This window comes from Comamonas sp. B-9 (assembly GCF_000410635.1).
Lineage (GTDB): Bacteria > Pseudomonadota > Gammaproteobacteria > Burkholderiales > Burkholderiaceae_C > Comamonas.
This window is the reverse complement of record NZ_KE148579.1, coordinates 57,701-75,573: the sequence shown is the minus strand read 5'-3', so window position 1 is coordinate 75,573 and position 17,873 is coordinate 57,701. Positions and strand designations below refer to the sequence as shown.

The 17,873-nt window shown below is 65.1% G+C and carries 17 protein-coding genes; 6 read left to right on the top strand and 11 right to left on the bottom strand.

Annotated elements, in window-relative coordinates:
• Window positions 1-480, bottom strand: a 480-nt coding sequence (locus tag H928_RS27660; RefSeq protein ID WP_043340022.1) for a LysR family transcriptional regulator, incomplete at its 3' end; no start/stop codon positions are given.
• A gap of 132 nt (window positions 481-612) precedes the next feature.
• Here H928_RS27660 and H928_RS0113395 point away from each other — a divergent pair.
• Window positions 613-1,272, top strand: a complete 660-nt coding sequence (locus H928_RS0113395) for an NAD(P)-dependent oxidoreductase (protein WP_021026972.1) — start codon at window positions 613-615, stop codon at window positions 1,270-1,272.
• 15 nt (window positions 1,273-1,287) lie between these two features.
• Here the strand turns inward: H928_RS0113395 and H928_RS0113390 are convergent, their stop codons facing one another.
• The 3 genes from H928_RS0113390 to H928_RS0113380 form a co-directional block, all read right to left on the bottom strand.
• A complete protein-coding gene (locus H928_RS0113390) occupies window positions 1,288-2,094 on the bottom strand; it encodes an alpha/beta fold hydrolase (protein WP_021026971.1) in 807 nt (268 codons plus the stop codon).
• A gap of 50 nt (window positions 2,095-2,144) precedes the next feature.
• Window positions 2,145-3,677 (bottom strand): glycosyltransferase family 39 protein, encoded by a 1,533-nt coding sequence (locus H928_RS27655; RefSeq protein ID WP_021026970.1) that lies wholly within the window; start codon window positions 3,675-3,677, stop codon window positions 2,145-2,147.
• Window positions 3,678-3,778: 101 nt separating this feature from the next.
• Window positions 3,779-4,264, bottom strand: a complete 486-nt coding sequence (locus H928_RS0113380) for a nucleoside deaminase (RefSeq protein ID WP_021026969.1) — start codon at window positions 4,262-4,264, stop codon at window positions 3,779-3,781.
• Between the two features lie 139 nt (window positions 4,265-4,403).
• Here H928_RS0113380 and H928_RS0113375 point away from each other — a divergent pair, with 139 nt between their 5' ends.
• The gene (locus H928_RS0113375; protein WP_052329974.1) at window positions 4,404-5,141 is read left to right on the top strand and encodes a methylated-DNA--[protein]-cysteine S-methyltransferase; all 738 of its coding nucleotides are present in this window, start codon (window positions 4,404-4,406) and stop codon (window positions 5,139-5,141) included.
• Between the two features lie 67 nt (window positions 5,142-5,208).
• On the opposite strand, the gene H928_RS0113370 is transcribed toward H928_RS0113375, so the two are convergent.
• Window positions 5,209-6,447 (bottom strand): CaiB/BaiF CoA-transferase family protein, encoded by a 1,239-nt coding sequence (locus tag H928_RS0113370; protein WP_021026967.1) that lies wholly within the window; start codon window positions 6,445-6,447, stop codon window positions 5,209-5,211.
• A 232-nt stretch (window positions 6,448-6,679) separates the two neighbouring features.
• On the bottom strand, window positions 6,680-7,870 hold the full coding sequence (locus H928_RS0113365) for an acyl-CoA dehydrogenase (protein ID WP_021026966.1): 1,191 nt from the start codon (window positions 7,868-7,870) through the stop codon (window positions 6,680-6,682).
• Window positions 7,871-8,086: 216 nt separating this feature from the next.
• On the opposite strand from H928_RS0113365, the gene H928_RS0113360 reads away from it, so the two are divergent.
• The 3 genes from H928_RS0113360 to rimO all read left to right on the top strand — a co-directional run bounded on the left by H928_RS0113360 (window position 8,087) and on the right by rimO (window position 11,365).
• The gene (locus tag H928_RS0113360) at window positions 8,087-9,019 is read left to right on the top strand and encodes a LysR substrate-binding domain-containing protein (protein WP_021026965.1); all 933 of its coding nucleotides are present in this window, start codon (window positions 8,087-8,089) and stop codon (window positions 9,017-9,019) included.
• Between the two features lie 149 nt (window positions 9,020-9,168).
• Window positions 9,169-9,711 carry a polyhydroxyalkanoate synthesis repressor PhaR gene (phaR, locus tag H928_RS0113355; protein WP_021026964.1) on the top strand — a complete coding sequence of 181 codons (543 nt, stop codon included), beginning with the start codon at window positions 9,169-9,171 and terminating at the stop codon, window positions 9,709-9,711.
• 241 nt (window positions 9,712-9,952) lie between these two features.
• Window positions 9,953-11,365 carry a 30S ribosomal protein S12 methylthiotransferase RimO gene (rimO, locus tag H928_RS0113350; RefSeq protein ID WP_021026963.1) on the top strand — a complete coding sequence of 471 codons (1,413 nt, stop codon included), beginning with the start codon at window positions 9,953-9,955 and terminating at the stop codon, window positions 11,363-11,365.
• Window positions 11,366-11,449: 84 nt separating this feature from the next.
• Here rimO and H928_RS0113345 read toward each other — a convergent pair whose 3' ends face one another.
• The 5 genes from H928_RS0113345 to earP form a co-directional block, all read right to left on the bottom strand.
• Complete coding sequence (locus H928_RS0113345; RefSeq protein WP_021026962.1) at window positions 11,450-12,262, bottom strand: PPK2 family polyphosphate kinase; 813 nt, start codon at window positions 12,260-12,262, stop codon at window positions 11,450-11,452.
• A 148-nt stretch (window positions 12,263-12,410) separates the two neighbouring features.
• The gene (locus H928_RS0113340) at window positions 12,411-13,799 is read right to left on the bottom strand and encodes an MATE family efflux transporter (protein WP_027010917.1); all 1,389 of its coding nucleotides are present in this window, start codon (window positions 13,797-13,799) and stop codon (window positions 12,411-12,413) included.
• A 45-nt stretch (window positions 13,800-13,844) separates the two neighbouring features.
• Window positions 13,845-14,483 (bottom strand): DUF2239 family protein, encoded by a 639-nt coding sequence (locus tag H928_RS0113335; protein WP_027010916.1) that lies wholly within the window; start codon window positions 14,481-14,483, stop codon window positions 13,845-13,847.
• Window positions 14,484-14,702: 219 nt separating this feature from the next.
• Window positions 14,703-15,257 carry an elongation factor P gene (gene efp, locus H928_RS0113330; RefSeq protein ID WP_021026959.1) on the bottom strand — a complete coding sequence of 185 codons (555 nt, stop codon included), beginning with the start codon at window positions 15,255-15,257 and terminating at the stop codon, window positions 14,703-14,705.
• Between the two features lie 166 nt (window positions 15,258-15,423).
• Window positions 15,424-16,539: an elongation factor P maturation arginine rhamnosyltransferase EarP gene (earP, locus tag H928_RS0113325; protein WP_052329972.1), complete on the bottom strand. Its 1,116-nt coding sequence runs from the start codon at window positions 16,537-16,539 to the stop codon at window positions 15,424-15,426.
• Between the two features lie 94 nt (window positions 16,540-16,633).
• Between earP and H928_RS0113320 the strand changes: the two genes are divergently transcribed.
• Window positions 16,634-17,848, top strand: coding sequence for a CaiB/BaiF CoA-transferase family protein (locus tag H928_RS0113320; protein ID WP_027010914.1), 1,215 nt, complete (start codon window positions 16,634-16,636; stop codon window positions 17,846-17,848).
• Window positions 17,849-17,873 lie beyond the last annotated feature (25 nt).

The following is a 17,873-nucleotide window of genomic DNA, read 5'->3' as shown; positions in this document are numbered from 1 at the left end:
CAGGGTGCCCAGCGTGCGTGCCACCCAGTGGGAGTCGGGCAGCTCGCCCAGGCGAATGGCGATGTCCACCCGCTCTGCGACCAGGTCGCTGTGCGAATCATCGAGCAGCAGCTGCAGGCGCAGCTGCGGATGGGCATGCAGCAACGGAGCCAGCGCCCGGCCCAGCGGTGCGGCCAGGCCCAGCACGGCGGCAATGCGCAGCTCGCCCACGGGTTCGTCGCGCTCGGCATCGAGCTCGGCGCGGGCCTGGCGCGCGGCCTGCAGCATCACTGCGCACTGCGCATAAAAGCGCTGCCCGGCGTCGGACAGGCTGAGCCTGCGCGTCGTGCGGTGCATCAGCGGCAGGCCCGCCTGGGCTTCCAGCTGCCGCACCTGCTGGCTGACGGCCGAAGCACTCATGCCCAAAAGGCGTGCAGCAGCCGTCATCGAGCCTTGCTCGACCACCGTGGCAAAAATGGCCATGCGCTTGAGGTCATCCATCCGCAGATTATGAAGCACAGCTTCAAAGAATTGCTTCAAATAGAGGGATTATCAAATTAGCTCCCCAGCCCTACAGTGGGGTCATGGCGTGGCGCAAAGGCGGCCCGCCGATGTTCATGCAAAGGAAATAGGATGAAAGTCACCCTGATTGGATCGACCGGTTTTGTAGGCGCCGCATTGCTCGATGAATTGCTGCAACGCGGCCACGACGTGGTGGCCCTGGTGCGCGACCCCGCCAAGCTGGCGCCCCGCCCGCACCTGCAGGTGCTGCAGGGCGATGTGATGGATGCGGCCGTGGTGCAAAAGGCCGCGACGGGCAGCGACGCGGTGCTGTCGGCCTACAACGCGGGCTGGACCAACCCGAATATTTACGAGGATTTCCTCAAGGGCTCGCGCGCTATCGAGGCCGGCACCCGCGCAGCCGGTGTGGCCCGCTACCTGGTGGTGGGCGGTGCTGGCAGCCTGTATGTGAACGGCCAGCAGCTGGTGGATTCGCCCGAGTTCCCCGCTGCCATCAAGCCCGGCGCCAGTGCGGCCCGCGACATGTATACCGCGCTGCAAAAAGAGACAGCCCTGGACTGGACCCTGCTGAGCCCGCCCGTGGGTTTCCATGGCGGATCGGCTGCGCAAAGCCAGGGCCGCACGGGCCAATACCGCACCGGCAAGGATGAGCCGCTGTGGCAGGCCGATGGCAGCCCTGGCGATATCTCGGCAGCAGATCTGGCCGTGGCCCTGGTCGATGCGCTGGAGCAGCATCTGCACAGCAAGGCGCGCTTCACCGTGGCCTACTAAAGGCAGGTAGCAGGTCTAATCAGCCTGCGCCAGAAACGTCTGCACCCGGCCGAGCACCTGCTCGGCCATTTCGCGGTGCGGCACATGGTGGGCGCCGGCGATGATCTCGGTCTGGCCACCAGCCCCCGCCTGGCGCGCAATGCGCTCAGGGTGCGCGGTGCTGCCATATTCATCGAGCTCACCATGGATGGCGAGCAGGGGGCATTGCAGGCCGGGCAGCCAGGCGTCTACGCTCCAATCGCTAAACGCGGGGCTGAGCCAGGTCTCTGTCCAGGCATCCACCACCCAGCGCGCCTTGCTGCCGTGGTACTTGGCCAGGCGCTCCAGTTGCGCCGCGTCCTGGAACAGCGCACGGGCCTCGACAATGCCCGCCCGCGTGCGGTCTTCGACAAAGGCCTGGGCGGCGATGGTGACCAGTGCCGTACAGTCCTGGCCCGCGCCGGCCGCGATCGCAATGCCCATGCCGCCACCCACGCTGTGGCCCAGCAAGGCAAAGCGGTCCAGACCCAGATGCTGGCGCACGACGGGGAAGTACAACTCCGCCTCTTCGCCGACAAACTGTGTGGACAGCGTGTCTGCGCGCGCATCCGATTGGCCAAAACCCAGGCGGTCATAGGCGATCACCTGCCGGCCCGTGGCCTGGGCCAGCTGCGCCGGAAAATCGCGCCATAGCGCGACCGACCCCAGCGAGTCATGCATCAGCACCAGCGGCGCTTGGTGTGCGGTGCGCGGGGTCCAGGTTTTGGCATACAGCCGGCCCTGCTGGGGCAGGCCGATCCAGTGTTCTTGGGCGATGGCGGCGGTGTCGGAGATGGCAGTCATGGTCTCGGCGGCGAGGGAAATGACCGCATCTTAGTGGCGCCGGCCGGTGTTTATCTGCCCGCCGGGGACACCACAAAGTTCATCTGCATCTGCGCACGTGCCGGGTCGGTCCAGCGGTAGGGCAGCTCGGCCTCCTGCACCTGCAGCATCGCATCGACCGGCCAGGCGGCCCACCACCAGGCATCGGGCGCCGGGTCCTCGGTGGAGATTTGCAGCCAGGGCAACTGCTGGCGGCGCGCGCTTTCGGCGGCCTGCCAGGCGCAGTCCCTATGAAAGCCCGGCTCGTCCGCATCACAGACCACGATCTGGGCCTGGGGGAACAGAATGCGCATCACGCCGCCGGTGGTGTGGTGCTCGGCCAGCACCATGCCCTGGCCTTGGTAGCCGGCCTGGCGCAAAGTGCTGGCGATCAGGTCCAGCTGCCAGTTGAGGCGGTCACCCTTGCCGCGCTTGGCATCGCGCAGCGGCGCCAGCAAGGCCAGCGACCACACCAGCACCAGCATGCCCAGGCAGGCCAGCAGATAGCGCTGGCGGCTTTTGTCCGATGCGGCAAGCGCCGGCCAGCGGGCCAGTATGTAGAGCGGAAAAACCAGCAGCAGCGGCTGGATCCAGCGGCCATCGAACTTGGCTGCGCCGGCCAGCGCCATCAGCGCAAGCGAGCCCGCTACCAGCGCCATATAGAGGCCCAGCAATGGCACCAGCCAGTCAGGCGTGGGACTGTTATGGACGGTGCCGTTGGCCGCAGCGGGCTGCTGCCAAAAGCGCCCACTGGTCCAGCGTGCCATCAGCAGCCAGGGCAGCACGGCCAGCAGTAAAAAGGCCAGCAGATCACGCAGGCCCTGGGCCAGGCCGCTGAGGTAGGAGCTGGTCTCTGCCGGGTGCAGCTTGTCCAGCGTGGCGCCGCTGGCCGCTTGCCAATGCTCCAGCACCCACCAGGCATGCGGGGCCACCAGCGCGATGCTGATCAGCGGCGTGAGCCACCAGCCGCGCGAGAGCAGCGCACGGCGCGTGCTGCCCAAGCTCAGGCAGGCCAGCAGCATGGTGACGGCGACCAGCAGGTAGCTGTATTTGGAGAGCATGCCCCAGGCCACGGCCAGCCCCAGGTAGACAAAACCCAGCGGGCGCGGCTGGCGCAGCTGGCGCAGCAGCAACCACCAGGTCGCGCAGATGGCGCAGGTCAGCATCACCGTGTGGGTCTGGTCGCGCAGCAGCTGCCAGGCAATGCCGGGCAGCCAGGCCATGCCGGCAGCGGCCAGCCAGGCCTGGCGCGCGGGCAGTACCTCACGCGCGGCCAGCAGCATAAAGACAAAGCTCAGCGCGATCAGGCTGTTTTTGAGCAGCACTACGGCCAAGGTGCTAGGGCCCAGCACCCCCACCAGGGCCCATTGCAGCCAGGTGTAGAGCGGCGGCTGGGGCCCGTAGCCCAGTGCCAGCTGCTGCGACCAGACCAGCTGCTCGTTCTGGTCCCAGGACACCCCGTGCGAGGCCAGCAGGCGGCTGGCCATGACCAGCACAAACAGCGCTGCAATCCAGCGCAGGGCTTGGCGGTCAACGGCAGGGGGCTGGGTAGGGAGCGGGGTCATGCAAGCGGCAAGAAGGGCGGCATGGCCGCCAAAAAAACTGCCCGATCATAAAGGGCAGACGTAAAGCCAACGCAAAGCGCGAAGGCGGTTTGCTGTGATTTTTAGCCTGCGCTGGGCCAGGGCGCATCGCCATAGAGCTGCGCTGCGCTGATGCCCAGATCCAGCCGCTGGATGGGCAGCGGCGGCGGTTGCAGCTGCAAGCCCAGGCGCTGGTAGACGCCTTCGCTCGACAGCCCGTAGGGCGCCGCATCGGCATTGTCAAACGCAAAGAACACCTGTTTGGCCTGGCCCGCCACGATTGCGGCCAGGCACATGGGGCAGGGGTGGCCGGAGGCATAGACCGTCAGCCCCTGCAGATGCGGCAGCTGGCGCTGGTGGCAGCAGTCGCGGATGGCTTCCATCTCGGCGTGGCCCGTCATGTCCTGCGTCTGGCTGATGGTGTTGACGCCCCGGCCCAGGATGCTGCCCGCATCATTGGCAATCGCTGCGGCAAAGGGGCGGCCTTTTTGCAGATGGCGGTTGCGGTGGGCGCTGGCTAGCACCTCGCGCAGGATGGCGGCGTGCTGGGCGTGCAGGGTGTCGGTCATGGGGCGCTTCTTATCGGGGAACACCTGGCCGATTGTGCTGTCAGCCTGTGGGCCTGTGACGCCTGGCTGGCAAAGGCTGACAGTGGCACTGCGGCACTGGGCCTGGTGGGGGCTGCGCGAACTGGGGCAAGATGCAGGCATGCATACCGCCCCCGTATCCACTCCTACCGTGCCCAGCGATGGCTGGAACCCTGCACAAACCGGCCATGCCTTGTTCCGCACCCGGCTGGGTGTTTGCGGCATTGCCTGGGGTGCGCAGGCCGTGGTGGCGCTGCGGCTGCCCGAGCCCAGCCTGGAGGGCACACAGATGCGCCTGCTGGAGCACGCACGCCAGCGCCGCGAGGGCCTGTGGCCGCAGGCCCAGGTGCCAGGAGATTTGAGTGCGCAGGCCCTGCAGGCGGTGGCCGGCGTGCAATGGCTCTTGGCCGGGCGCCAGGGTGGTGCCGACCTGGATCAGGGCGCGCCCTGGCCCGATGCGCCCGCCCCTGTGCTGGGTGATTTGCGCAGCCTGCTGACCTTGAACCGCTGGTCTGCGCACAGCGGTTTACCGCTGCTCGATGATGTGGTGCTGGACTGGCATGGCGTGCCGGATTTTTCGCGGGCGGTCTACCAGCTGGCATTGGCCATTGAGCCGGGGCAGACGCGCAGCTATGGTGAGCTGGCCGACGACTTGGGTGGCAAGGGGATGGCCCGTGCAGTAGGCCAGGCGCTGGGGGCCAACCCCTTTGCACCCGTGGTGCCCTGCCACCGCATCTTGGCGGCGCATGGCGCGCGCGGCGGCTTCTCGGCCAATGGTGGCACGCGCACCAAGCTGCAGCTGCTGGAGTGGGAGGGCGCAGCGCTGGGCGATGGCGTCAGCCTGGGTCTGTTTGACTGAGTCTCTTTGAATGGTAAATAAAAGGGCCGCGACAGCGGCCCTGGGTGCATGGCAATAGCGTCCAGCCTCAGACCACGCCTTCGCTGTGCAGCTGCGCAATCTGCGCGGGCGAGCGGCCCAGCTCGGCCAGGATCTCGTCGGTGTGCTGGCCCATTGCAGGGGGTGGGCGGCGCACCACCGGCGGGGTAGCAGTCAGCCGCATGGGGCTGGCGACCGTGCTGATGGTGCCGATCTGGTCGCCGGCATCGCGCGGGATCTGCACATGCAGGCCGCGAGCAATCACCTGCTCGTCCTCAAAGGCCTGGGCGATGTTGTTGATGGGGCCGCAGGGGACGGCCTTGTCTTCGAGCAGCGCAATCCATTCGGCGGTGGTGCGGGTCTTCATCAGCGGGTACATCAGTTCCTGCAAATCCTTGCGGTGGATAATGCGGCCCGAGTTGCGGGTAAAGCGCGGGTCCTGCGCCCAGGCCTCGTTACCAGTAGCGGCGCAAAAGCGGGCGAACTGGCCATCGTTGCCAATGGCCAGCAGCACATTGCCGTCCTTGCTGGGGAAGTCCTGGTAGGGGCCCACGCTGGGGTGGATATTGCCTGCGCGCTGCGGAATATCGTCTGCGTTCAAATAGCCCACGGCCTGGTTGGCCAGCACGGCCATGCCCACATCCAGCAAGGCCATGTCGATGTGCTGGCCCTCGCCGGTCTGGTGGCGGGCCTGCAGCGCGGCCAGGATGGAGCAGCAGGAATAAATGCCGGTAAACACATCGGTGACCGCGACACCCACCTTGAGCGGGCCGCCACCGGGCTCGCCATCGGGATGGCCGGTGATGCTCATCATGCCGCTCATCGCCTGCACCATCAGGTCATAGCCAGCGCGTGGAGCGTAGGGGCCTGTCTGGCCAAAGCCGGTGACCGAACAGTAGATCAGGCGCGGGTTGATCTTGCGCAGGCTTTCATAGTCCAGGCCATAGCCCTTGAGGCCGCCCACCTTGAAGTTCTCGACGAGGATGTCGGCATCCTTGGCCAGCTCGATGATCAGCGCCTGGCCCTGGGGCGAGGCCATGTCGATGGTGATGCTGCGCTTGTTGCGGTTGCAGCAGGTGTAGTAGCTGGCCTGCTCGGTCTTGGCGCCGTCATCGGTGTGCAGGTAGGGAGGGCCCCAGTGGCGCGTGTCGTCGCCAGCCTCGGGGCGCTCGACCTTGATCACCTCGGCGCCCAGGTCACCCAGCATCTGCGCGCACCAGGGGCCGGCCAGCACCCGCGACAGATCCAGAACTTTGATGCCGTCCAGCGGCGCGATGCTTGCGGTCATGGTGTCTCCAAATTTGATAGCTGCCCATGCATGTGCAACAGGCGCTGCAGCAAGAAATTTCTGCAAAACTCGCCGATGGTACGTGCGGCCTCAGGGCGGCGCCATTCGCATCCGGCAAGGGGGTGGTTAAGCGATCACAAAACACCACAACCCACCCACGCAGCGCCTGCGGTGAAGTGGGTTGTGGGCGGGCATGCAGCGGGCGCTGCATGCGATGGGGCTCCGGCGGTGCTTAGTTGGCGAACGCGGCGATGCCGGTCTGGGCCCGGCCCAGGATCAGCGCGTGCACATCGTGCGTGCCTTCGTAGGTGTTCACCACTTCCAGGTTCACCAGGTGGCGCGCCACACCGAACTCGTCGCTGATGCCGTTGCCGCCCATCATGTCGCGGGCCAGGCGGGCAATGTCCAGTGACTTGCCGCAGTTGTTGCGCTTGATCAGCGAGGTGATCTCGATCACGTTCTGGTGCTCGTCCTTCATGCGGCCCACGCGCAGTGCCGCTTGCAGGCCCAGCGTGATTTCGGTCTGCATGTCGGCCAGCTTTTTCTGGATCAGCTGGTTCGCGGCCAAGGGGCGGCCAAACTGCTTGCGGTCCATCGTGTACTGGCGGGCGGTGTGCCAGCAGAACTCGGCTGCACCCATTGCGCCCCAGGCAATGCCAAAGCGGGCGCTGTTCAGGCAGGTGAAGGGGCCCTTCAGGCCACGCACTTCGGGGAAGGCGTTTTCTTCGGGCACAAACACATCGTCCATGACGATCTCGCCGGTGATCGAGGCGCGCAGGCCCACCTTGCCGTGGATCGCAGGAGCCGACAGGCCCTTCATGCCCTTTTCCAGCACAAAGCCGCGGATCTGGCCGACGGCGCCGCCTTCGGAGACTTCCTTGGCCCAGACCACAAACACATCGGCGATGGGGCTGTTGGTGATCCACATCTTGCTGCCCTTGAGCTTGTAGCCGCCATCGACCTTGTAGGCGCGGGTGGCCATGCTGCCTGGGTCGGAGCCATGGTCAGGCTCGGTCAGGCCAAAGCAGCCGATGAACTCGCCCGATGCCAGCTTGGGCAGGTACTTTTGCTTTTGTGCTTCGGTGCCGAACTCGTTGATCGGCACCATCACCAAGGAGGACTGCACCGAGGCCATCGAGCGGTAGCCCGAGTCGATGTATTCGATCTCGCGTGCCACCAGGCCGTAGCTCACATAGTTCAGGCCGGCGCCACCGTATTCGGTCGGGATGGTGGGGCCCAGCAGGCCCAGCTCGCCCATCTCACGGAAGATGCTGGTGTCCACCGATTCCTTGCGGAACATTTCCTGCACGCGCGGTGCGAGCTTGTCGCGGCAGTAGGCACGGGCCGCGTCGCGGATCATGCGCTCGTCTTCGGTCAGTTGTTCGTCGAGGTGGAAGGGGTCTTCCCAGGTGAATTGCGCCATGTCTTGCTCCTTGGATCTGTGTTCGCTGGTCGGAAGGCAGGCCGGGCGCAGAAGCGCGGGTCTGCCAAAACAGCCGCCATGGTAGGCCTGCCGCAGCGCAGGGGCAAACGATTGTTTATCATCCAGATATGTGTATTACGCATTTGTAAAAATGCCGTCGCAGTGCATTTGCAGAGAATAAAGGGGTGAGTGCATGCGTCACACAGGAGACAAGATATGCGCCGACTGATTCCTTCAACCCAGGCGCTGGCCTGCTTTGAGGCCGCTGCCCGCCACGAAAGCTATACCCGCGCCGCCCAGGAGCTGGCGCTGACGCAAAGCGCCGTCTCGCGCCAGATCATTGCGCTCGAAGAGCAGCTGGGCGTGCAGTTGTTCAAGCGCTCGCGCCATGGCATGGTGCTGACGGCCGCAGGCCACCAGTACAGCCAGCAGGTGGCGCAGTGGCTGCAGGGCATCGAGCGCGGCACCCTGGACATCATGGCCCACCAGGGCGCGGGCGGCGCGATCAGCATTGCGGCCGTGCCCACCTTTGCCACCCGCTGGCTGCTGCCGCGCCTGCCGCAGTTCCTGCAGCAGCATCCGGGGGTGGTGGTGCATATCGATGTGCAGACCCGGCCCTTTGCCTTTGCCGAGCGCCAGGTCGATGCCGCCATCTATGCCGGCACGGCCGAGCAGGCGCGCCAGTGGCCGGGCACGCAGGCCGCTTGGCTGATGGACGAGCTGATCGTGCCGGTCTGCAGCCCGCGCCTGCTCGAGGGCGCCACCCAGCGCGGGCGCGGCCGTGCCTACCTGACTGTATCGCCCCAGGTGCTGGCCCAGCTGCCGCTGCTGCAGCAAAGCACCCGGCCGGACGGCTGGCGCAAATGGTTCGATGCCGCTGGCGTGCCTGCCCCCCATGCGCTCGATGGCCCGCGCTATGAGCTGTTCTCGATGCTGGCCGTGGCTGCTGCGGCCGGTATGGGCGTGGCGCTGATCCCGCCGATGCTGATCGAGGATGAGCTCGCCCGGGGCGAGCTGGTGGTCGCCTGTGAGCAGCCTTTGACCGGCAGCCGCGCCTATTACTGGATGACCCCGCTGGCGACCGAGCCCCTGCCTGCCCAGCCCGCGCTGCAGGCCTTTGGCAGTTGGCTCAAAGGCCGGGCCGCCTAGCGGCCTAAGGGTAAGTGCTGCAGCGCAACAGGCCCCCGGCATCACTACAATCTAAAAATTGCCTTAGAGGTAAAAACCGCCGTCCCAGAGACTAGGATGGACGGTATTCCCATAACGCCAGCCGTTGGCGAGAGACACAGGAGATCCGCGTGCCGGAAAACACCCCAGGAACTGCCACCGCGTCCGAGCGCGTCGTCAAGAAATACCCCAACCGCCGTCTGTACGACACCCAGACTTCTGCCTACATCACCTTGGCCGAGGTCAAGGCCCTGGTCATGCAAAACGAGCCCATCGTCGTCAAGGATGCCAAGACCGGCGAGGACCTGACGCGCAGCATTCTGCTGCAGATCATTCTGGATGAGGAAGCCGGCGGCGCGCCGATGTTCACCGAGGCCATGCTGGTCAACATCATCCGCTTCTACGGCCATGCGATGCAGGGCTTTATGGGCTCCTACCTGGAGCGAAATGTGCAGCTGTTCACGGAGATGCAAGGCCGCTTTGCCGACCAGATGAAGGGCGCCACGCCCGAGATGTGGCGCAATTTTCTGGGTATGCCGATGCCCGGCGTGCCAGGCATGCCCGATGCGAGCAACTACCAGGCGCAGTCGCAGCAGTTCTTCCAGCAGATGCAGGAACAGATGCAAAAGCAGACCGAGCAGATGCTGACGGCTTTTGGCATCAAGCGGCCTTGAGGCAGGCCATCTAAAGCATCCGCTGCCGTGCTGCCATTAAGCAGCTAGGCATGCGGATGCGGGTGCAATTCCCGCCAACCAGACCTGTGATCGACCGCCATCTACCGGAAGTTTCGGTAGACGGCGGTTTTTGTTGCTGTGGAGCCCCCGCCTTCGGGTCTATACCCCAGGGGCGAGGCCTTTGTGGGCGCCTGCTTTAAAATACCGGCCTGACTAGTTGCCAGGTTCCCCTGCCAGAAAAATGAATACCGATACCCACGCTGCCACTGCGACGCTCGACGCCAACCGAACCCCCAAGGTGGGGTTCGTCAGTTTGGGCTGCCCCAAAGCCCTGACCGACAGCGAGCTGATTCTGACGCAGTTGAGCGCCGAGGGCTACCAGACCTCCAAGACCTTTGAAGGTGCCGATCTGGTGATCGTCAACACCTGCGGCTTTATTGACGATGCCGTGCGCGAGAGCCTGGACACGATTGGTGAGGCGCTGGCCGAGAACGGCAAGGTGATCGTCACCGGTTGCCTGGGCGCCAAGATGGGCGATGGCGGCGGCAACCTGGTCAAGCAGATGCACCCCAGCGTGCTGGCGGTCACGGGGCCCCACGCCACGCAAGAGGTGATGGACGCGGTCCACACCAACCTGCCCAAGCCGCATGACCCCTTCATCGACCTGGTGCCCGGCAGCTTTGGCGAGGCGGGTATCAAGCTCACGCCCAAGCACTATGCCTACCTGAAGATCTCCGAAGGCTGCAACCACCGCTGCACCTTCTGCATCATCCCCTCGATGCGCGGTGACCTGGTCAGCCGCCCGATTGGCGATGTGCTCAAGGAAGCCAAGGCGCTGTTTGCCGGTGGCGTCAAGGAGCTGCTGGTGATCAGCCAGGACACCTCCGCCTATGGCGTGGATGTGAAATACCGCACCGGTTTCTGGGATGGCAAGCCGGTGAAGACCCGCATGCTGGAGCTGGTCGAAGCACTGGGCGAGCTGGCCAAGCCGCATGGCGCCTGGGTTCGCCTGCACTATGTGTACCCCTACCCGACGGTGGACGCGATTTTGCCGCTGATGGCCCAGGGCCTGGTGCTGCCATACCTGGATGTACCGCTGCAGCACAGCCACCCCGATGTGCTCAAGCGCATGAAGCGCCCGGCCAGCGGCGAGCGCAATCTCGAGCGCATCCGCGAATGGCGCGCGATCTGCCCTGAGCTGGTGATCCGCTCGACCTTTATTGCCGGCTTCCCTGGTGAGACCGAGGAGGAGTTCGAGCACCTGCTGGACTTTATCCGCGAGGCCGAGATTGACCGTGCAGGCTGCTTTGCCTATAGCCCCGTGGAGGGCGCGACTGCCAATGAGCTGCCCGGCATGCTGCCCGCTGAGGTGCGCGAGGCGCGCCGCGCCCGCTTCATGGAAGTGGCCGAAGAGGTCTCTGCCAAGCGCCTGGAGCGCCGTGTGGGCCAGACCATGCAGGTGCTGGTGGACAAGGCCATCGGCCTGGGCAAGAAGGGCGGCATTGCCCGCACCTATGCCGATGCGCCCGAGATCGACGGTGTCGTGCACCTGCTGCCGCCCGAGAAGCTCAGCAAGACCTACAAGGTCGGCGAGCTGATCAAGGTACGCATTGTGCGCAGCCAGGGCCATGACCTGGTGGGTGTGCCGGTTTAAGCGCTCAACCTTATCTAAAACAAAGGGGCCTTGCTGGATCAGCAGGCCCCTTTTCTGTGGACGGTGCGCTTTTGCGGTACGCGCTTATTCGACCTGCAGGCCGACCAGCTCGGGGAAATCGACCGGGTACTGTGGCTGCATGTCGAGCAGGCAGTGGTTGAGCAAGGTGTTGACCATCAGGTTGCGGTGCAGCTTGTTGTCGGCTGGCACCACATACCAGGGCGCATGGGCGGTGGAGGTGGCTTCCAGCAGGTCCTCATAGGCTTGCTGGTAGGCGTCCCACTGCTTGCGCACCGTCAGGTCGTCGAGGCTGAACTTCCAGCGCTTTTCCGGCACATCGATGCGCTCTTGCAGCCGCGTGCGCTGCTCGTCCTTGCTGATGTGCAGCATGCACTTGAGGACGGTGGTGCCGTTCTCGGCCAGCAGGCGCTCAAAGTCGTTGATCTGCGCATAGCGCTGCTTGGCGACCTGGCGCGTGATCCAGCCGTTGACCAGCGGCACCAGCACATCTTCGTAGTGGCTGCGGTTCCAGATGCCGATCTCGCCTTTGGCTGGGGCCACGGCATGGCAGCGCCAGAGGTAGTCGTGCGAGAGCTCTTCCTTACTCGGACTTTTGAAGGTGGCCATGCGCAGGCCCTGCGGCCCCGTGGTCTTGAAGACGCCGCGCACGGTGCCGTCCTTGCCGCTGGTGTCCATGCCTTGCAGCACCAGCAGCACCGAGCGCTTGTTCTCGCCCTGCAGCGGCCGCATCAACTGGGCCAGCTGCTTGTTGAGCATCTTCAGGTCCTTTTCCTGGGCCTTGACCGTGCCATGCGCAAACGGTGTGGCGGCCGGGTCGTAGTCGGCCAGATGGATAGCGCCCTTGATGGGCACGCGGTAGTTCTGCGGATTGGGCATATCAGGCTAAAGGGTGAAACGGGCAAACTGGCAAACGGGGTGCAACAGGCCATGATTTCAGCTTTTGGCGGGCTTGTCACCTGGGGCGCCCCGCCAGCAAGGGTATTCATGGCCCAGCGGTCTTGCCCGCCGGGCTTGGCACAGGCGCTCAGACCATCTTGCGGATGGGGCGCTTTTTCCAGACGGCCTGGTAGTACCAGGTCTGCAGCGCCAAGGTGATGCCGTAGGAGACGGGAAAGGCCATCCAGATGCCCACCAGGCCAAAGTGGCGGCTGAACAGCCAGGCCAGCGGCAGCTCCAAGGTGGCAATCACGCCGATGGTGATCAACGTGGGCACCAGGACATCGCCGCTGGCACGCATCAGTGCTGCCAGCGAGGCAAAAGCACCAAACAGCAGGCCGCTCCACAGCACAATGCGCAGCAGCTCCACGGCCACATGCAGCACCTCCTGATCGGTGATGAAGATGGACAGCAGGGGCCGCGCAAAGATGCTGCCCAGCAAGGCCGTGGCGCCCCCGATGGCCATGTTGATCTGCATGGCGGTGCGGGCAATGGCGGGCAGGCGCTCGCTGCGGCCCGCGCCAATCGATTGGGCCGCCAGGATGGAGGCGGTGATGGCGACCGAGATCAGCGGAAACTGGGCAAAGGCATTGATCTGGTTGACGGCGCCGTAGGCAGCGGTGGCGTTGGAGCCAAAACCGTTGATCAGCGACAGCACGACGAGGCCGGCCAGCGAGGTGGCGATCATCAACACGCCGGTGGGGATACCCACGCGCAGTACGCCGCGCAGCAAGCCCCAATCCGGGCGCATGGCGCGCAACAGGGCCCTATTGGGAGCCAGCACGCTGCGCTTGCGGCGCAGCTGCACCGTCAGCCAGACCAGAGCGATGCTGAAGCCCAGGATCATCGACACCCCGGCGCTGGCCACGCCCAGGCGTGGGAGGCCGCCCCAGCCGGCAATCAGCGCAGGCGTGCTGACCAAGCCAATGCCGGTGGATACGATCAGCGACCACATGGGCGTGAGCGTGTCGCCCACGCCGCGCAGCAGCGAGGTGAACAGCAAAAAGATAAACAGCCCCGGCATGCCCAGCAGCACGATGCGCGAGTAGATGGTGGCCTGCTCCAGAATATCGGCCGGCGTGCCCAGCATGCGCATGATGGGCTGGGTAAACAGGCCGCCAAACAGCGCCACGGCCGCGCCCATGGCCAGCCCGGCAAGCAAGGTGGTGCCGGCAATGGCGCGTACTTTGTCGGGTTGCCCCGCGCCCCAGGCCTGGCCGATCAGCACCGAGGCGCCAGCCCCCAGGCCAATGACAAAGGCGATAAAGACAAACATCACCGGAAAGAACGCCGCGACAGCAGCGAGGGCCTTGACCCCCATCATCTGGCCCAGGAACATGCTGTTGAGCGTGCCCGAGAGGGACTGCAGGATGTTGGACAGCAGCATGGGGCCCAGAAACACCATGAAGACTTGCCACAGGGGGCGAACAGGCGGGGCGGGCGGCGCAGCCTGCGGTGCGGAGATGGACGTGGACATGGGCGGAGGGGAGGGGGGTGCTGCGGATGGCATGCGTGTTGGAGCTTAGACCGGCCAGATGGGGCGGCTGAGCTGGTGCAGATAGGCTTGCACATCATCGGGCCAGGCCTGGGTCTGCAGCAAGAATGCCGGTTGCTTGTGGGCAAACAGCGCGCGGCAGGCTTCGTCAAAGCCGGGCAGGTCGCCCGCCATGGCCTGCATGAACTGGTAGGTGGCCTCGGTCGCTGCGCGCTGCGAATCCTGCTGGGCATGGGCATTGCGGGCGTCGTCGATGAGGCGGCGCAAGGCCGCTGAGGCGCCGCCGGGCTGGCGGTTGAGCCAGTCCCAATGGCGGGGCAGCAAGGTCACCTCGCGCGAGACCACGCCCAGCTTGGGGCGGCCAACGGCGCGTGCCGTTCGGCTGTGGGTTGCTGCCTCTACGGGTGCTGCAGCGGCGGCGGGCGCTAAGGCGGTGGCGTCCAGCAAGTCTGCAGGCTGTGCGGCTGGTGCCAGCTCCGAGCGCCAGTTCAGATCCAGGCGCAGTCCGGAAAGGTCATCAAACACCCACAAGGGGGTGAGGCTGCCGCCGGGATGGAGTTCGTCATGGTTTTGCAGATAGCGCAACACGGTGAGGCGGTCGGCTTGCAGCAGGCGCTGGTGACCCTGGAAGATGGTCAGCCGGCTGGTCAATGTCTCGGTAGTCATGGCCACTTGTTCGTTGTTCTCTTAATAAGCGGGTCATTTTACCGGGGCAAAAATATTTGGCTATTTTTAATGGGTAAAAATATGTATCTGGCTGCGCACCGGGGCAGATGGCCGTTGGCAGCCGCTACTGGGCTGGAGGGGTGGCAGTGCTGAGGACAAAAAAAACCTCCAGCGCGGGGCATGGAGGTTGTTCTGGCTGGGGACCTTGTGGCCCAGGCATTACACGCGCTTGCGGTATTCAGCAGTGCGGGTGTCGATTTCGATCTTGTCTTCCTGGCTCACGAACAGCGGCACAGCGATTTCGAAACCGGTAGCGATCTTGGCGGGCTTGAGCACCTTGCCGGAGGTGTCGCCCTTGACAGCAGGCTCGGTCCAGGTGATTTCGCGCACGATGGTGGTGGGCAGCTCGACCGAGATGGCCTTGCCGTCATAGAACACCACTTCAGCGGTCATGCCGTCTTCCAGGTAGTTCAGCGCGTCAGCCATGTTTTCGGCTTCCACTTCGTACTGGTTGAACTCAGGGTCCATCCAGACGTACATGGGGTCGGCGAAGTAGGAGTACGTGCAGTCCTTCTTTTCCAGGATCACGTTGTCGATCTTGTCGTCGGCCTTGAACACGTTTTCCGTGCCGAAGTTGCCGATCAGGCTCTTGAGCTTCATGCGCACGGTTGCAGCGCCACGGCCGCCACGTGCGTATTCGGTCTTCAGAACGATCATCGGGTCCTTACCGAACATGATCACGTTACCAGCGCGGATTTCTTGAGCGATTTTCATAGCAATAGGTGCCTGTGTTGGGGCCGCTCAAACTACTACGGGCGGCGCGCAAGTGTCGTTGGACGGGCTGTGCTGCGCCGTAGCATGTTCCGCGGCGTTGTGCGCATCCATCAAACCCGGCCGCCTGCAGGCGCTGGGTGCGCGGATAAGCGCAAAGACTGCAATTCTAACATTTTTCGCCCGCAAATGCCATCAGCTGCTCGGCAAGGCTGGGCTGGCTCTGCAGAGTGTTGCGCGCGGCCTGCACGCACTGCGCCCATTGCGCCAGCAGCGCGGGCGTGATGGTGGGCCATGCTGGCGCGCTGCCATTGGCGTCTGGGATGCCATTCCAGGCCGCATGGGCTTGGCGCAGGCTGTCCGGCGCGTCCAGCCAGTCCAGAAAAGCCTCCAGCTTGGCATGGTGGGCGTGGTCATCCTGCGGGTAGATCTGCCAGACAAAGGGCAGGCCGGCCCACAGCGCCCGTACCAGTGAGTCTTCGCCACGCACAAAGTTCAGGTCGCAGGACCAGAGCATTTCGTCAAATTCCGGCTGGCTGCAGGGCGGCAGCAGCCGCACCTGGCCCGGCAGAGGCTGGGGCAAGAGTTGCTGCACCAGCGCCGCCGCGCGGCCCGGGGTGACCAGCCATTGCGTGGCCGTGCCAGCGCTGGCAAAAGCCTGCAAAAAAGCCGGGGGCTCGTAGCAGAACAGCGAAAACACCGGGTCGCCATCTTGCAGGCCATGCCGGGCGCGCCAGGCGCTGCGGTCAAAATCTGCCTGGCGCTGCGGCAGATCGGCCTCGCGCAGCAGGCCACCGGTGCCGGTGCTGAAGCCGGGGTAGAAGAACCAGCGCGTAAGGCCTGCGGCGGGGCCGCTCATCAGCCGTGAGGGCAGGCGGTGGCAGCGCTCGACATAGTCTTCGGCAGACAGGTATTCCAGGTTGATCCAGACGCTGGCTTTCTGCGTTGGGGACTGCGCACGCGCGGCCAGTGCCCGCTGAAAGGCGGCCGGAATCTCGCAGCCAAAGGCCTCGACCACCACATCGCCGACGCCACTGGTCGGAACCGCATCGGGCCAGGGCTGCACCGTCACGCCAGGCGCGCCCTGCGGCGCCATCCAGGCCAGGGCGCTGCCATCGTCCACCCACAGGCGCACCTGGCAGCCGCGCTGGGCCAGGTCGGCAGCCAGGCGCCAGCACACGCCGATATCGCCAAAGTTGTCGATTACCTGGCAAAAGATATCCCACAGCGGCGTGGCGGCCTGGGTTGCGGCGAGGGATGTGGTGGAAGCGGGGAAGGGAGTCATCACCCGCGCGATGATAGTGCAGTCCCGGGCGTCACTGACTGGCATGGCCTCCTGGGCCACAATAGCCTTCAGTTGATCAAGCATGGAGACAGACATGAACCCACACACTGCAACCCCCGGGCCGATGGCTTTGCAAGGCGTCAAGGTGGTCGAGATGGGCCAGCTGATTGCCGGGCCGTTCTGCGGCAAGACCTTGGGTGAGTTTGGCGCCGAGGTGGTGAAGATCGAGGCCACCGGTGCGGGTGACCCGCTGCGCAACTGGCGCCTGCTGCAGGATGGCACGTCGGTCTGGTGGCAGGTGCAGTCGCGCAACAAGCAGTCGCTGGCTTTGGATTTGCGCCAGAAGGAGGCGCAGGATATTGCGCGCCAGCTGATTGCAGAGGCCGATGTGCTGGTGGAGAACTTCCGCCCCGGCACGCTGGAGGGCTGGGGCATGTCACCCGAGGAGCTGCATGCGATCAACCCGGGCCTGGTGATGCTGCGCATCTCCGGCTATGGGCAGACCGGCCCCTACCGCGATCTGCCCGGCTTTGGCGTGATTGGCGAGGCCATGGGCGGCCTGCGCCACCTGACGGCCGAGCCCGGGCGGGTGCCGGTGCGCGTGGGGGTGTCGATCGGCGACACCTTGGCGGCGCTGCATGGCGTGATCGGTGTGATGATGGCGCTTTACCACCGCAAGGTGAATGGCGGCAGCGGCCAGGTGATCGATGTGGCCTTGCACGAGGCGGTCTTCAATGTGATGGAAAGCCTGATCCCGGAATACAGCGCCTTTGGCACGGTGCGCGAGGCAGCGGGCAGCGCCTTGCCGGGCATTGCGCCATCGAACGCCTATGCCTGCCAGGATGGCTGGGTGCTGGTGGCCGGCAATGGGGACAGCATCTTCAAGCGGTTGATGGACACCATTGGCCGGCCGGACTTGGGCCAGGCCCCCGACCTGGCCAGCAATGCGGGCCGGGTGGCGCGTATTGACGAGATTGATGCCGCCATCAGCGCCTGGACGCAGCCCCGCGCCATTGCCCAGGTGATGGATGCCTTGGCCGCTGCACGGGTGCCGGCCGGCAAGGTCTATACCGCCAAGGACATCAGCGAAGACCCGCACTACCGCGCGCGCCAGATGATCCTGCCGCAAACCACGCGCGATGGCCATACGCTGGAGGTGCCGGGCATCGTGCCCAAGCTGTCCGCCACACCGGGCACGATCCGCAGCAGCGCGCCCCATCTGGGTGATGACACCGATGCGGTGCTGCAGGGCCTGGGCCTGAGCGGCGCGCAGATTGCGGCGCTGCGTGAGCGCGGCATTGTGCAGTGAGCGCGCACGGGTGATGGGCCACTTC

Coding starts and splice junctions, on each gene's coding strand:
- H928_RS0113370 (WP_021026967.1), bottom strand. CDS start 6,447: ATGACCGCAAGCATCGCGCCGCTGGACGGCATCAAAGTTCTGGATCTG.
- H928_RS0113395 (WP_021026972.1), top strand. CDS start 613: ATGAAAGTCACCCTGATTGGATCGACCGGTTTTGTAGGCGCCGCATTG.
- H928_RS0113340 (WP_027010917.1), bottom strand. CDS start 13,799: ATGTCCACGTCCATCTCCGCACCGCAGGCTGCGCCGCCCGCCCCGCCT.
- H928_RS0113335 (WP_027010916.1), bottom strand. CDS start 14,483: ATGACTACCGAGACATTGACCAGCCGGCTGACCATCTTCCAGGGTCAC.
- H928_RS0113345 (WP_021026962.1), bottom strand. CDS start 12,262: ATGCCCAATCCGCAGAACTACCGCGTGCCCATCAAGGGCGCTATCCAT.
- H928_RS0113360 (WP_021026965.1), top strand. CDS start 8,087: ATGCGCCGACTGATTCCTTCAACCCAGGCGCTGGCCTGCTTTGAGGCC.
- H928_RS0113320 (WP_027010914.1), top strand. CDS start 16,634: ATGAACCCACACACTGCAACCCCCGGGCCGATGGCTTTGCAAGGCGTC.
- H928_RS0113375 (WP_052329974.1), top strand. CDS start 4,404: ATGCATACCGCCCCCGTATCCACTCCTACCGTGCCCAGCGATGGCTGG.
- H928_RS27655 (WP_021026970.1), bottom strand. CDS start 3,677: ATGACCCCGCTCCCTACCCAGCCCCCTGCCGTTGACCGCCAAGCCCTG.
- H928_RS0113380 (WP_021026969.1), bottom strand. CDS start 4,264: ATGACCGACACCCTGCACGCCCAGCACGCCGCCATCCTGCGCGAGGTG.
- H928_RS0113390 (WP_021026971.1), bottom strand. CDS start 2,094: ATGACTGCCATCTCCGACACCGCCGCCATCGCCCAAGAACACTGGATC.
- H928_RS0113365 (WP_021026966.1), bottom strand. CDS start 7,870: ATGGCGCAATTCACCTGGGAAGACCCCTTCCACCTCGACGAACAACTG.
- efp (WP_021026959.1), bottom strand. CDS start 15,257: ATGAAAATCGCTCAAGAAATCCGCGCTGGTAACGTGATCATGTTCGGT.
- earP (WP_052329972.1), bottom strand. CDS start 16,539: ATGACTCCCTTCCCCGCTTCCACCACATCCCTCGCCGCAACCCAGGCC.
- rimO (WP_021026963.1), top strand. CDS start 9,953: ATGAATACCGATACCCACGCTGCCACTGCGACGCTCGACGCCAACCGA.